At 66.6% G+C, this 13,386-nt stretch carries 14 protein-coding genes; 5 read left to right on the plus strand and 9 right to left on the minus strand.

Going from position 1 to position 13,386, the window contains the following annotated elements:
- Nucleotides 1-3 precede the first annotated feature (3 nt).
- From ACSQ9I_RS29485 to sucC, 3 genes are all read right to left on the minus strand, one after another.
- Complete coding sequence (locus tag ACSQ9I_RS29485; RefSeq protein WP_436315517.1) at nt 4-687, minus strand: TerC family protein; 684 nt, start codon at nt 685-687, stop codon at nt 4-6.
- Between the two features lie 90 nt (nt 688-777).
- Nucleotides 778-1,671 carry a succinate--CoA ligase subunit alpha gene (gene sucD / locus ACSQ9I_RS29490; RefSeq protein WP_214694940.1) on the minus strand — a complete coding sequence of 298 codons (894 nt, stop codon included), beginning with the start codon at nt 1,669-1,671 and terminating at the stop codon, nt 778-780.
- A 9-nt stretch (nt 1,672-1,680) separates the two neighbouring features.
- A complete protein-coding gene (gene sucC, locus ACSQ9I_RS29495) occupies nt 1,681-2,847 on the minus strand; it encodes an ADP-forming succinate--CoA ligase subunit beta (RefSeq protein ID WP_436315519.1) in 1,167 nt (388 codons plus the stop codon).
- Nucleotides 2,848-3,038: 191 nt separating this feature from the next.
- Between sucC and argC the strand changes: the two genes are divergently transcribed.
- Nucleotides 3,039-3,968, plus strand: coding sequence for an N-acetyl-gamma-glutamyl-phosphate reductase (gene argC / locus ACSQ9I_RS29500; RefSeq protein WP_436315520.1), 930 nt, complete (start codon nt 3,039-3,041; stop codon nt 3,966-3,968).
- 10 nt (nt 3,969-3,978) lie between these two features.
- Here the strand turns inward: argC and ACSQ9I_RS29505 are convergent, their stop codons facing one another.
- The 3 genes from ACSQ9I_RS29505 to recA are packed head-to-tail and all read right to left on the minus strand — an operon-like array spanning nt 3,979 to nt 5,927.
- Nucleotides 3,979-4,416, minus strand: a complete 438-nt coding sequence (locus ACSQ9I_RS29505; RefSeq protein WP_436315521.1) for an SRPBCC family protein — start codon at nt 4,414-4,416, stop codon at nt 3,979-3,981.
- A complete protein-coding gene (gene recX / locus ACSQ9I_RS29510) occupies nt 4,400-4,849 on the minus strand; it encodes a recombination regulator RecX (RefSeq protein ID WP_436315522.1) in 450 nt (149 codons plus the stop codon). Before recX ends, ACSQ9I_RS29505 begins: the two co-directional genes overlap by 17 nt.
- Before the next feature lie 10 nt (nt 4,850-4,859).
- Nucleotides 4,860-5,927, minus strand: a complete 1,068-nt coding sequence (recA, locus tag ACSQ9I_RS29515) for a recombinase RecA (protein ID WP_436306043.1) — start codon at nt 5,925-5,927, stop codon at nt 4,860-4,862.
- Nucleotides 5,928-6,074: 147 nt separating this feature from the next.
- Here recA and ACSQ9I_RS29520 point away from each other — a divergent pair, with 147 nt between their 5' ends.
- From ACSQ9I_RS29520 to ACSQ9I_RS29530, 3 genes are read left to right on the plus strand one after another with little or no spacing between them, the layout of a single operon-like run.
- Complete coding sequence (locus tag ACSQ9I_RS29520; protein WP_093108696.1) at nt 6,075-6,560, plus strand: MarR family winged helix-turn-helix transcriptional regulator; 486 nt, start codon at nt 6,075-6,077, stop codon at nt 6,558-6,560.
- A gap of 24 nt (nt 6,561-6,584) precedes the next feature.
- Nucleotides 6,585-7,256, plus strand: coding sequence for a response regulator (locus ACSQ9I_RS29525; protein WP_086920396.1), 672 nt, complete (start codon nt 6,585-6,587; stop codon nt 7,254-7,256).
- 16 nt (nt 7,257-7,272) lie between these two features.
- Nucleotides 7,273-8,721 carry a sensor histidine kinase N-terminal domain-containing protein gene (locus ACSQ9I_RS29530; RefSeq protein WP_436315523.1) on the plus strand — a complete coding sequence of 483 codons (1,449 nt, stop codon included), beginning with the start codon at nt 7,273-7,275 and terminating at the stop codon, nt 8,719-8,721.
- Here ACSQ9I_RS29530 and ACSQ9I_RS29535 read toward each other — a convergent pair.
- The 3 genes from ACSQ9I_RS29535 to ACSQ9I_RS29545 are packed head-to-tail and all read right to left on the minus strand — an operon-like array spanning nt 8,718 to nt 10,254.
- The gene (locus ACSQ9I_RS29535; protein ID WP_093108540.1) at nt 8,718-8,915 is read right to left on the minus strand and encodes a sporulation protein; all 198 of its coding nucleotides are present in this window, start codon (nt 8,913-8,915) and stop codon (nt 8,718-8,720) included. The two genes, ACSQ9I_RS29530 and ACSQ9I_RS29535, sit on opposite strands and share 4 nt — an antisense overlap.
- A gap of 2 nt (nt 8,916-8,917) precedes the next feature.
- Nucleotides 8,918-9,706 carry a biotin--[acetyl-CoA-carboxylase] ligase gene (locus ACSQ9I_RS29540; protein ID WP_436315524.1) on the minus strand — a complete coding sequence of 263 codons (789 nt, stop codon included), beginning with the start codon at nt 9,704-9,706 and terminating at the stop codon, nt 8,918-8,920.
- A gap of 2 nt (nt 9,707-9,708) precedes the next feature.
- A complete protein-coding gene (locus ACSQ9I_RS29545) occupies nt 9,709-10,254 on the minus strand; it encodes an SET domain-containing protein (RefSeq protein ID WP_436306047.1) in 546 nt (181 codons plus the stop codon).
- Nucleotides 10,255-10,431: 177 nt separating this feature from the next.
- On the opposite strand from ACSQ9I_RS29545, the gene ACSQ9I_RS29550 reads away from it, so the two are divergent.
- Nucleotides 10,432-13,371 carry a DNA topoisomerase III gene (locus ACSQ9I_RS29550; protein ID WP_436315525.1) on the plus strand — a complete coding sequence of 980 codons (2,940 nt, stop codon included), beginning with the start codon at nt 10,432-10,434 and terminating at the stop codon, nt 13,369-13,371.
- Nucleotides 13,372-13,386 lie beyond the last annotated feature (15 nt).

Here is a 13,386-nt window from a genome sequence, read left to right on the forward strand (position 1 = left end):
CGCTCAGTGCGCGGCGGCGGCCGCGCGCCTTTGCTGCCAGCGGCCGACAGCGACGACGAAGAATGCGCCGGCCGCGGCGCCTGCATAGTGCAGCCAGGGGTTGGCCGCCAGGGCGCCACGCAAGGCGACGTCGCTCACGATGGTCTCGCCGCCGACCCAGCCGATCAGCGCGGCGCCCAGCATGATGATGATCGGGAAACGTTCCATGAGCTTGATCATGAGGGTACTGCCGAAAATCACCAACGGGATGCTGATGGCCAGGCCCAGGATCAGCAGCACCATGCTGCCCTGCGCCGCAGCGGCGACCGCGATCACGTTGTCCAGGCTCATGACCAGGTCGGCCAGCAGGATGGTTCGCACCGCGGCGAGCATGCTGCCGTACTCCTTTTCCTCGCCGTTGTCGTCTTCCTCATCGCCGAGCAGCTGCACGCCGATCCACAGCAGCAGCGCGCCGCCGAGGATCTGCAGGTAGGGCAGCGCCAGCAGCTTGGCAGCGACCACGGTGAGCGCGATGCGCAGCACCACGGCCGCGCCCGAGCCGAACAGCACGGCTCTCTGCTGCTGATGCGGCGGCAGCGAACGGGCGGCCATCGCGATCACCACCGCGTTGTCCCCCGAAAGAATGATGTTGATCCAGACAATCTTGACGAGCCCGATCCAGAAGTCGGCAGTTTGCAAATAATCCATGTCCCATATCCACTGTTATGTATTGAAAAAGCGCCCGCAACGTGAATTGCGAGCGCTTTTGTTCTTGTGTGGTCGAGGAACGCGGAAGTTTTAGAGCAGCGCCTTGAGGCGCTTGGCCAGCTCCGAGAAGTTTCGTGTAACCGTGAAACCGCACTCTTCCATGATGGCGAGCTTGGCATCCGCCGTGTCGGCGCCGCCTGAAATCAAGGCGCCCGCGTGGCCCATGCGCTTGCCCGGAGGGGCGGTCACGCCGGCGATGAAGCCGACGATCGGCTTCTTCATGTGGTCCTTGCACCAGCGCGCGGCGTCGGCTTCGTCGGGGCCGCCGATCTCGCCGATCATGATGACGGCGTCGGTGTCGGGGTCGTCGTTGAAGGCCTTCATCACGTCGATGTGCTTCAGGCCGTTGATCGGATCGCCGCCGATGCCCACGGCGCTCGACTGGCCGAGACCGATCTCGGTGAGCTGTGCCACGGCTTCATAGGTCAGCGTGCCGGAGCGGCTGACCACGCCGATGCGGCCCTTCTTGTGGATGTGGCCGGGCATGATGCCGATCTTGATCTCGTCGGGCGTGATCAGGCCGGGGCAGTTCGGGCCCAGCAGCAGGGTCTCTTTGCCGCCCGCGGCGACCTTGGCCTTCATCTTGTTGCGCACTTCGAGCATGTCGCGCACCGGGATGCCTTCGGTGATGCAGATCGCCATGTCCAGATCGGCCTCGACGGCTTCCCAGATCGCGGCGGCAGCGCCGGCCGGCGGCACGTAGATCACCGACACGGTGGCGCCGGTTTGCGTCGCGGCTTCTTTCACCGAGCCGAAGATCGGGATGTTGAAGATCGACTCGCCGGCCTTCTTCGGGTTCACGCCGGCCACGAAGCAGTTCTTGCCGTTCGCGTATTCCTGGCACTTCTCGGTGTGGAACTGACCGGTCTTGCCGGTGATGCCCTGGGTGATGACTTTGGTGTCTTTGTTGATGTAGATCGACATGACGTTTCCTTAGGCTTTCTTCACTGCTGCCACGACCTTCTGGGCCGCTTCCGCCATGGTGTCTGCGCTGATGATGGGCAGGCCCGATCCGGCCAGCAGCTTCTTGCCTTCGACCTCGTTGGTGCCCTTCATGCGCACCACCAGCGGCACCTGCAGGTTCACAGCCTTGCAGGCCGCGATCACGCCGGTGGCGATGGTGTCGCACTTCATGATGCCGCCGAAGATGTTGACCAGGATGGCCTCGACATTCTTGTTCTTCAGCATGATCTTGAAGGCTTCGGTCACCTTCTCGGGGGTGGCGCCGCCGCCCACGTCGAGGAAGTTGGCCGGCTCGCCGCCGAACAGCTTGATGGTGTCCATGGTGGCCATGGCCAGGCCGGCGCCGTTCACCAGGCAGCCGATGTTGCCGTCCAGCGAGATGTAGGCGAGGTCGAACTTCGAGGCTTCGACTTCGGCCGCGTCTTCTTCGTCGAGGTCGCGCAGGGCCACGATATCGGGGTGGCGGAACAGCGCGTTGCTGTCGAAGTTGAACTTGGCGTCCAGGGCAATGATGTTGCCCTTGCTGTCACGGTTGAGCGGATTGATCTCGACCAGCGAGGCATCCGTCTCCATGTAGCAGGTGTAGAGCTTCTTGAAGATGTCCACGGCTTGCGCGGTGGAATCGGCCGGGATGCCGATGCCGTCGGCGATCTGCTTGGCCTGCGCGTCGGTCAGTCCGTCCTTGGGGTCGGCGAAGACGGTGATGATCTTTTCGGGCGACGAATGCGCGACTTCCTCGATGTCCATGCCGCCTTCGCTGGAAGCGATGAAGGCCACCTTCTGCGTCGCGCGGTCGGTGACGGCCGAGACGTAGTATTCCTTCTGGATGTCAGCGCCGTCCTCGATGTAGAGGCGGCGAACCTTCTGGCCTTCGGGGCCGGTCTGGTGGGTCTTGAGCTGCATGCCGAGGATGTCGCCGGCGAGCTTCTTGACGTCGTCGATGCTCTTGGCGACCTTCACGCCGCCGCCCTTGCCGCGGCCGCCCGCGTGGATCTGGGCCTTGACCACCCACACGGGGCCGCCGAGTTTCTGGGCGGCTTCCACCGCCTCCTGCACCGTGTATGCCGGAATGCCTCGCGGCACAGGCACGCCGAACTTGGCAAGAATTTCCTTGCCTTGGTACTCGTGAATCTTCATGAGGGTGTCTCTCGGAACGAGGTTGAGAACGGGAGAATTTGGCTGTTGTCCGCGGGCCACGGCGATTGGGGAATCGGGCGGCGGACAGCAGGCGACTGTATCATGGTGCGCCGCACCAACGGCCCGCCGTGGCTGCGGCCAATACGTAATTTCTTCTTACGCGACTTCCCAGGTAATCCGAGGCTTCCACCATGCCCAAGGTCTTCATCGACGGCGAAGCCGGCACCACCGGCCTCCAGATTCGCGAGCGGCTCCAGCAGATGCCGCAGATCGAACTCGTGAGCATCGCGCCGGAGCTGCGAAAGGACGTGGCCGCCAAGCGCGAGCTGATGGCCGGCGTCGACCTGGTGGTGCTCTGCCTGCACGACGATGCCGCGCGCGAGTCGGTGGCGCTCATCGACCAGCTCGAAGGCCAGGGCCGCCGCCCCAAGATCATCGACGCCTCGACCGCGCACCGCACCGCCGCAGGCTGGGTGTTCGGCTTCCCCGAACTGGTGGCCGGCCAGAAGGAGGCCGTGGCCAAGGCCGAGCGCGTGGCCAACCCCGGCTGCTACGCGACCGGCGCGATCGCGATCGTCCGCCCGCTGGTCGATGCCGGCCTGCTGCCGGCCGACCATGCGATCGCCCTGCCCTCCGTCAGCGGCTACTCGGGCGGCGGCCGCACCATGATCGAGGCCTACGAGGGCGGAAAGGCACCGCTGTTCGAGACCTACGCGCTGGGCCTCAAGCACAAGCACATCCCCGAGATCATGAAGTACACCGGCCTCACGCGCCGGCCGGTGTTCATCCCCTCGGTCGGCAATTTCAAGCAGGGCATGCTGGTGCAGCTGCCGCTGCACCTGGACGAGCTGCCCGGCCGGCCCAAGGCGGGCGACCTGCAGGAGGCGCTGGCCGCGCACTACGCGAAGAGCAATACGCCCGAAAAGTTCGTGAAGGTGCTGCCGCCCACCGAGGACGGCAAGATCGACGCCCTCGCGCTCAACGACACCAACGAGCTCGAGATCCGCGTGTTCCCGAACGAGGACCACCGCCATGCCGTCGTCATCGCGCGGCTGGACAACCTGGGCAAGGGCGCCAGCGGCGCCGCGGTGCAGAACCTCAAATTGATGCTCGGGCTCTGAGCCGCGCGGCTCAGGCCTGCTCGAGCAGCTGCTTCAAGGCCTGCAGGTCGCGCGCGATCCAGGCCGCATCGCGTTCGTAGGCCTGGTCGTCCATACCCGGCAGGCGGAGCAGCGTGAACTGCAGTTCGCAACGGCCGGGGCTCACCTCGATCACGCGGAACGGCACGTAGACCTCGGGGGCGCCTTCGGGGGCGCCCTCCGGCAACACCCAGTGATCCATCACGCCGAGTTCATTGGCCGGCGCAAAACGCAGGCGCGCACGGCCCGACGAGGTCTGAGCGACCCAGTGCCCGCCCTCGCGGCTGACCGCGCCGTCGGCCAGGCCGCTGGCCCATTCGGGCAGGCGCACCGGGTCGGCCGCCACTGCATAGGCGCGGCGCCAGTCGCAGGCCACCTGCCGCGTGATCACGCGCGACAGGGGCGACTTGTTTTCATTCATCGGGGTCATGTCGGAGCACCTTGGCGACGACGGCACTGGCAAATCCGCGCGCCAGCAAAAAGCGCGTCTGCTTCGCGCGCTCCGCCGCGTCATGCGGCAGCGTGCCGAAGCGCTGCCGCCACACTTCGAGCGCACGGTCGAACTCGCTGCCCGAGAGGCTTGCGAGCGCTTCGGCCACCGCTTCGGGCGCAACGCCCTTGTGCAGCAGCTCCTGGCGCACGCGCGCGGCGCCGTGCCGGGCCGCGCGCTGGTGCAGCACCGACTGCACCACCCTCGCCTCGCTGATGAAGTCTTTGGCGGCCAGCTCGTCGAGCGCACGCGCCAGCGTGCCGGGCTCTTCTTCGTACTTGGCCAGCTTGCGCTCGAGCTCGCTGCGCGAATGCTCGCGCTGGCTCAGGAGACGCAGGGCGCGGCCTTTGAGAGAAGGAGCGCTGAAAGCCATTGCACGAGGCTTACTTCTCGGCGGGCGTGACGTCTGCCGCTTCGGCCAGAAGCGGAATGCCCAGCGATTCGCGCACCTTGTTCTCGATCTCGCGCGAGAGCGCCGGGTTCTCGCGCAGGAACTCGCGCGCGTTGTCGCGGCCCTGTCCGATCTTCTCGCCGTTGTAGGCATACCAGGCGCCCGACTTGTCGACGATCTTGGCGTTCACGCCCATGTCGATGATTTCGCCCTCGCGGCTGATGCCTTCGCCGAACAGGATGTCGAACTCGGCCGTCTTGAAGGGCGGCGAAACCTTGTTCTTCACCACCTTGACCTTGGTCTCGTTGCCGATCGCCTCGTCGCCCTTCTTGATGGTGCCGATGCGGCGGATGTCCAGGCGCACCGAGGCGTAGAACTTCAGCGCATTGCCGCCGGTGGTGGTTTCGGGCGAGCCGAACATCACGCCGATCTTCATGCGGATCTGGTTGATGAAGATGACCATGCAGTTGGTCTTCTTGATGGTGGCGGTGAGCTTGCGCAGCGCCTGGCTCATCAGGCGGGCCTGCAGGCCGGGCAGCGAGTCGCCCATTTCGCCTTCGATTTCGGCCTTGGGCGTGAGCGCGGCGACCGAGTCGATCACGATCAGGTCGACCGCGCCGGAGCGCACCAGCGAATCGACGATTTCCAGCGCCTGCTCGCCGGTGTCGGGCTGGCTGATCAGCAGGTCCGACAGGTTCACGCCGAGCTTCTGCGCGTACTGCACGTCGAGCGCGTGCTCGGCATCGACGAAGGCGCAGGTGCCGGCCTGGCGCTGCATCTCGGCGATGACCTGCAGCGTGAGCGTGGTCTTGCCCGAGGATTCCGGACCGTAGATCTCGATCACGCGGCCGCGCGGCAGGCCGCCGACGCCGAGCGCGATGTCGAGGCCGAGCGAGCCGGTGGAGACCACCTGGATGTCTTCCAGCGCCTCGCCTTCGCCCAGCCGCATGATCGTGCCCTTGCCGAACTGCTTTTCGATCTGGGCCAGCGCGGCCTGGAGGGCCTTGGCCTTTTCGCTGCCTGCGACCGAGATGCTGGTGCCTTTGACGAGTGCGTCCATGTGGAAATCTCCTTGAATATCAACGGGTTGTGTTGGGCTCATCCAATCTGCTTTTAATCACAGGCTGGATGCTTGAACAGTAGTGTAGAGGTTGATGGATTCGAGTAAACCCATTTTTTGGTCAGTTTGCTTTACTATCGATCGCACTTGATAGACGCTGCATTTCCGATCGACCCCGACGCCTGGCGCCAAACCCACCTGGGCCGCCTGCTGGGCCATGCCATGCGCCGCTTCGACGAGCGCGTGCTGGCGCTGATGGCGCACGATGCCGACGTGCCGCTGGCGCTGTCGAACCTCGCGGCGCGCGCGCAGGTGAGCGCGGCGCACATCCACATCACGCGCCATCTGTCGCGCGAAGGCTCGCGCCTGACCGAACTCGCCGAGCGCGCCGGCATGACCAAGCAGGCCATGGGCACGCTGGTCGACCAGTGCGAGGCCTGGGGCCTGGTGACGCGCGGCCCCGACCCGCTCGATGCGCGCGCCCGGCGCGTGCTGTTCACCGCCGACGGCCTCGCCTGGCTGGAAGCCTTCCGCCATGCCGTGGCGCAGGCAGAAAAAGAGTTCCGCGCCAGCGTCGGCGACGAGATCGCCACCGTGGTAACCATCGGTCTCGAAGCCTATGCCGCGGCCTAGAATCCCAGCGTCTGGAGACACGCCATGCGAATACTGATTGCGGAAGACGACCAGGTGCTGGCGGATGCCCTGCTGCGCAGTCTGCGCACCTCGGGTTCGGCCGTCGACCATGTGGCGACCGGTTCGCAGGCCGATGCCGCGCTGATGACCAACAGCGAATTCGATCTGCTGATCCTCGACCTCGGCCTGCCCAACATGCACGGCCTCGAAATCTTGAAGCGGCTGCGCGCCCGCGGTTCGCAGCTGCCGGTGCTGGTGCTGACGGCGGCCGACAGCGTCGAGGAACGCGTCAAGGGCCTGGACTACGGCGCCGACGACTACATGGCCAAGCCCTTCTCGCTGCAGGAACTCGAGGCGCGCGTGCGCGCGCTCACGCGGCGCGGCATGGGCGCCACCAGCAATGCGATCAAGCACGGCCCGCTGGTCTACGACCAGGCCGGCCGCGTGGCGACCATCGACGGCAAGATGATCGAGCTCTCGGCGCGCGAACTCGGCCTGCTCGAGGTGCTGCTGCAGCGCGCCGGCCGGCTGGTGAGCAAGGACCAGCTGGTCGAGCGGCTCTGCGAGTGGGGCGAGGAAGTGAGCCTCAACGCGATCGAGGTCTACATCCATCGGCTGCGCAAGAAGATCGAGAAGGGCCCGATCCACATCGCCACCGTGCGCGGCCTCGGCTACTGCCTCGAGAAGATCCCGTGATTCCCCTGAGCCTTCGGTGAAGCTCTTCCAGCGCGCGCAGCGCTCCCTTTTCGGCGAGATCCTCGATTGGATGCTCACGCCGCTGCTGCTGCTGGTGCCGGTCAGCATCGGCGTCACGTGGCTGGTCGCGCAGGGCATCGCCAACGCGCCCTTCGACCGCGAACTGCAACACAACCTCCGCACGCTGGCCAAGCTGGTGAACCTGCAGCAGGACGCGGCGCAGTTCGTGCTGCCGCAGGCGGCGCGCGAGATCCTGCGCGGCGACGACGCCGACCGCGTGTACTACCAGGTGCTGGACGGGCATGGCGAGCTGCTGAGCGGCGAGCGTGACGTCCCTTTTCCCCATACCGACGAGCCGCCGGTGACGGGCACCGTGTACCTGCGCGACGGCGAGATGCACGGCAAGCCGGTGCGTGTGGCCTCGCTCTGGGTGGCGAGCGCCACGGCCGACGAACCCCCGGTGCTGCTGCAGATGGCCGAGACGCGCAAGAAGCAGTCGGTGCTCGCCGCCGAGATCATCAGCGGCGTGCTGCTTCCCCAGTTCGCGATCCTGCCGCTCGCGGTGCTGCTGATCTGGCTCGCGCTGGTGCGCGGCATCAAGCCGCTGTCGGTGGTGGAGGCGCGCATCCGCGAGCGCCGGCCCGGCGACCTGAGCCCGCTCGACGAATCCTCGGTGCCGCTCGAGGTGGTGCCGCTGGTGCTGTCGGTCAACGACCTGCTGAGCAAGCTCAACGATTCCATCGGCACGCAGAAGCGCTTCCTGGCCGACGCGGCGCACCAGCTCAAGACGCCGCTCGCGGGGCTGCGCATGCAGGCCGACCTGGCGCAGCGCGAGGGCGCCAATGCGAACGAGCTCAAGCAGTCGCTCAAGCAGATCGGCCGCGCGAGCATGCGCGCCACGCACACGGTGAACCAGCTGCTGTCGCTGGCGCGCGCGGAGGGCAGCGGCGCCAGCATCGCGCGCCAGCCTTGCGACCTGGCGCGCCTCGCCATCGAGGTGGTGCGCGAGGCGGTGCCGCGTGCGATCGAGAAGCGCATCGACCTGGGCTACGACGGCGCCGAGGCGGGCGCGCCGGGCGTCGTGCTCGAGGGCAACCCGACGCTGCTCAAGGAGCTGGTGCGCAACCTGGTCGACAACGCCATCAACTACACGCCCTCGGTGCCCGAGCGGCCGGGCGTGATCACGGCCCGCGTGCTGGGCGATCCCTTCGGCCGCATCATCGTGCTGCAGATCGAGGACAACGGCCCCGGCATCGCCGAGCACGAACGGGAGCTGGTGTTCGAGCCCTTCTACCGCGTGCTCGGCAACGAGGCCGACGGCTCGGGGCTGGGCCTGCCGATCGTGCGGGAGATCGCGCGGCAGCACCATGCGACGGTGCAGTTGGAAGACGCCCATCCGGGCCAGCGCCCACCGGGCACGCGCTTCAGCCTGCGCTTCGACGCCGACGGGGGCGACAACGCCTAAGGTTTCAGCGCAGCAGGCGCCTCGTCCTTGCGGATCTGCAGCAGTTGCGGCCGCAGCTGTTGCGCCAGCCGTTCGGGTTCGGTCTCGCTGAAGCGTGCCGGCGTCGTGCCGAACATGGCAAGCCCGCCGCGGGTCCACGCGAAGTAGCCCACATTGGCCACCAGCAGCAGAAGAACCAGTGCGCGCAGCAACATGCCTATTGCACCGGCCGCACGCTGACTTCGGCGCTGGTGATCGTCTTCATGCCCGAGGCCGTCTGGACCAGGAGTTCGCCGCCCCAGCCCACGCCCTCGCAGCGGCCCACGGTGCCGTCGCTGAGCAGCACCTCGCGGCCGCGCAGGATGTCGCGCGCTGCGAAGCGCTCGGCAAAGGGCACGAAGCCGCGCTCGCCGAACAGCAGCACGTCGTCCACCAGCGGCACCACGATCTCGCGCAGCAGCTCGGGCGCGGTGGCACGCGGGCGCCACTGCCGGATCCATGCCGGCGCGGTGCTGAGGCCCGCGGCCTCGCGCGGCCCGATGTTGAGGCCGATGCCGATCACCAGGTAGCGCTCGGCCGTGCCGTTCTGGGGCAGGGCGGTTTCGATCAGGATGCCGCCGAGCTTGCGGTCCTCGACCCACAGGTCGTTGGGCCACTTGAGCGCAATGCCCCCGGCCTTCGACGGGTCCAGGCTTTCCGCCACGCTGACGCCGACCGCGAGCGAAAGCCCCGACCAGTCCCTGGGCAAGAGCGGCAGGCCGAGCGAGAAGGTCAGCGAGGCGGGTTCGCCTGGCTGCTGTGCGCTCTGCCAGAGGCGCCCCATGCGGCCCCGGCCGGCGGTCTGCCGTTCGGCCACCAGCAGCACCGGCGACGAGCGGCCGTCGCGGGCGCGCCGCATCAGCTCGCTGCTGGTCGAATCGATCTCGGCAACGACCTCGACCGAAAGCCCCGGCAGCAGCGGGGCCAGGGCGGCGGCGATCTCGTCTTCGAACCAGGGGGCGGCCATGGTCAGCGCTTGTCGTCCTTGCCGTTCTTCTTGGCCTTCTTCTTGTCCTTCTTTTTCTTCTTGTCTTTTTTCTTGTCGTCGGACTTGGGCGCCAGCAGGGTCCCGCGGCAGCTTTCGGAGCCGCACCAGCAGGGGAAGTCGGCCTTGAGCTTCTTCGTGTAGGGCTCGTCGATGATCAACCCGTAGTCGTAGTTGAGCTCCTCGCCGGCCGCGATGTTGCGCAGTGCCTTGATGAAGACCCGGCCGTCGGTTTCGTCGGCCTCGCAGTTGGGCTCGCAGGAATGGTTGATCCAGCGCGCGGCATTGCCCTTCACGCCGCCGTCGATCACACGCCCGTCATCGATGTGGAAGTAGAAGGTATGGTTCGGCTGCGCCGGGTCGTGCGGATGGCGACGCAAGGCCTCCTTCCAGGTGATGAGCTCACCCTTGTATTCGATCAGCGTCTCGCCCTCCGCGAGGTCCTGCACGGCGAACACGCCGTTGCCGTGAACGCCGGAGCGCCGTGTCTGGATGCGGCGGCCGCCGGAAATAGGGGATTTGGAAGGCATCGCCGAAGTCTGTTAGTTTGAATATGTACGCATGCGCGTGCGCGTACGCACGCGAGAAGCGCCAGATTGTAGATGTGACCCCCACGCTCCCGCACTGCGTGTCGTCGCTGCCCCCCGAGGGGGCCGCAGGCCGCCTTGGGGGCGGCCCGGCGCCGGCCTGAATACGAGGAACTGTTAATGAAGACTTTGGTAATTGCAGAGAAGCCATCGGTGGCCCAGGACATCGTGCGCGCGCTCACGCCGGTGGCCGGCAAGTTCGACAAGCACGAGGAACATTTCGAGAACGAGAAGTACGTCGTCACCAGCGCCGTGGGCCACCTGGTCGAGATCCAGGCGCCGGAGGAGTTCGACGTGAAGCGCGGCAAGTGGAGCTTTGCCAACCTGCCGGTGATCCCGCCGCGCTTCGACCTGAAGCCGGTCGACAAGACCAAGACCCGCCTCAACGCGGTGGTGAAGCAGGCCAAGCGCAAGGACGTGACCCAGCTCATCAACGCCTGCGACGCCGGCCGCGAGGGCGAGTTGATCTTCCGCCTGATCGAACAGTACGCCGGCGGCAAGGCGCCGCTGGGCAAGCCGGTCAAGCGTCTGTGGCTGCAGTCGATGACGCCGCAGGCCATTCGCGACGGCTTCGAGCAGCTGCGCAACGAGCAGCAGATGCAGGGCCTGGCCGACGCGGCGCGTTCGCGCTCCGAGGCCGACTGGCTGGTCGGCATCAACGGCACGCGCGCGATGACCGCCTTCAATTCGCGCGACGGTGGTTTCTTTCTGACCACCGTCGGCCGCGTGCAGACGCCGACGCTGTCGGTGGTGGTCGAGCGCGAAGAAAAAATCCGCAAGTTCGTGAGCCGCGACTACTGGGAAGTGCACGGCAGCTTCCTTGCCGTGGCCGGCGAATACCCCGGCAAGTGGTTCGATCCGAACTGGAAGAAGCCGCCGCCCGGCCCCGACGGCGTGCCCGATCCCGAGCAACGCGCCGACCGCGTATGGAACGAGCGGGACGCCACGGCCATCGCCGAGGCCGCGCGCGGCAAGCCCGCCAGCGTCACCGAAGAGAGCAAGCCCACCACGCAGGCCTCGCCGCTCTTGTTCGACCTGACCTCGCTGCAGCGCGAGGCCAACAGCCGCTTCGGCTTCAGCGCCAAGACCACGCTCGCGCTCGCGCAAAGCCTCTACGAGCGCCACAAGGCATTGACCTATCCGCGGACCGACTCGCGCGCGCTGCCCGAGGACTACCTGCCGGTGGTCAAGCAGACCATGGGCATGCTTGCCAACAGCGGCATGAAGCATCTCGCGCCCTTTGCGAAGCAGGCGCTCGACGACAACTACGTGAAGCCCTCGAAGCGCGTCTTCGACAACGCCAAGGTCAGCGATCACTTTGCGATCATCCCGACGCTGCAGGCGCCCAGCGGCCTGTCGGACGCCGAGCAGCGGCTCTACGACTTCGTGGTGCGGCGCTTCCTCTCGGTCTTCTTCCCAAGCGCCGAGTACCAGGTGACCACGCGCATCAGCACGGTGGAGCAGGGCGGCAGGAAGTACCCGTTTCGCACCGACGGCAAGGTGCTGGTCAAGCCGGGCTGGCTCGCGATCTACGGCAAGGAAGCGCAGGACGACGAGAAGGAAGACGACAAGGACGGCAAGCGGCTGGTGCCGGTCAAGCCCGGCGAGATGGTGCGCGCCGAATCGGTGGAGACCAAGGGACTCAAGACCCGTCCGCCCGCGCGCTATTCCGAAGCCACGCTGCTCGGCGCCATGGAAGGCGCGGGCAAGACCATCGACGACGACGAGCTGCGCGAGGCGATGCAGGAAAAAGGCCTTGGCACGCCGGCCACGCGCGCCGCGATCATCGAAGGACTCTTGGCCGAGAAGTACATCCACCGCGAAGGCCGCGAACTCATCCCGACCGCCAAGGCCTTTCAGCTCATGACGCTGTTGCGCGGCCTCGGCGTGGAAGAACTCTCCAAGGCCGAGCTCACCGGCGAATGGGAACACAAGCTCGCGCAGATGGAGCACGGCAAGCTCAGCCGCGAAGCCTTCATGCGCGAGATCGCCGAGATGACGGAGCACATCGTCAAAAAGGCCAAGGAGTACGACCGCGACACCGTGCCCGGCGACTACGCGACGCTGGCGACGCCGTGCCCCAACTGCGGCGGCGTGGTGAAGGAGAACTACCGCCGCTATGCCTGCACCGGCAAATTGGGCCAGGAGCCCTGCGGCTTCTCCTTCGGCAAGTCGCCGGCCGGCCGCACCTTCGAAGTGGCCGAGGCCGAGGCGCTGCTGCGCGACAAGCACATCGGCCCGCTCGAAGGCTTTCGCTCCAAGGCCGGCTGGCCCTTCGTCTCGGAGATCGTGCTCAAGTACGACGAGGAGGCGAAGAACTGGAAGCTCGAGTTCGACTTCGGCGACGACAAGAATGCCGAGAGCGGCGAGATCATCGACTTCAGCGGCCAGCAGTCGCTGGGCCCGTGCCCGAAGTGCGGCGCACGCGTGTTCGAGAACGGCAGCAACTACGTCTGCGAGAAGTCGGTGCCGACGACCGAGCAGCCGACGCCGAGCTGCGACTTCAAGACCGGCAAGATCATCCTGCAGCAGCCGGTGGAGCGCGCCCAGGTCGAGAAGCTGCTCGCCACCGGCAAGACCGACCTGCTCGACAAGTTCGTCTCGATGCGCACGCGCCGTGCGTTCAAGGCCTTCCTCGCCTGGAACAAGGACGAAGGCAAGGTGACTTTCGAGTTCGCGCCGCGCGACAGCAAGTTCCCGCCGCGCAAGACCTTTGCCAGGGCGGCGCCCGCGGCCGCAAAAAAGGCGGCTGCCGCGAAGACGAAGACGCCCGCAGCCAAGAAGGCCGCGCCCGCGAAGAAGGCGGCCGCTCCCAAGGCGCCACGCAAGCCGGGCGCCGGCCTCAAGCCCAGCGAGGCCCTGGCCGCGGTGATCGGCGCGGAACCCGTGGCGCGCACCGAAGTCATCAAGAAGCTGTGGGACTACATCAAGGCCAACGGCCTGCAGGATGCGGCCAACAAGCGGGCCATCAACGCCGACGCCAAGCTCAAGCCGGTGTTCGGCAAGGACCAGGTGACGATGTTCGAGCTCGCGGGTATCGTGGGCAAGCACCTCGGCTGATCAAGAAGGAGATTC

Source organism: Variovorax sp. LjRoot84, assembly GCF_964254305.1.
Classification (GTDB): Bacteria; Pseudomonadota; Gammaproteobacteria; order Burkholderiales; family Burkholderiaceae_C; genus Variovorax.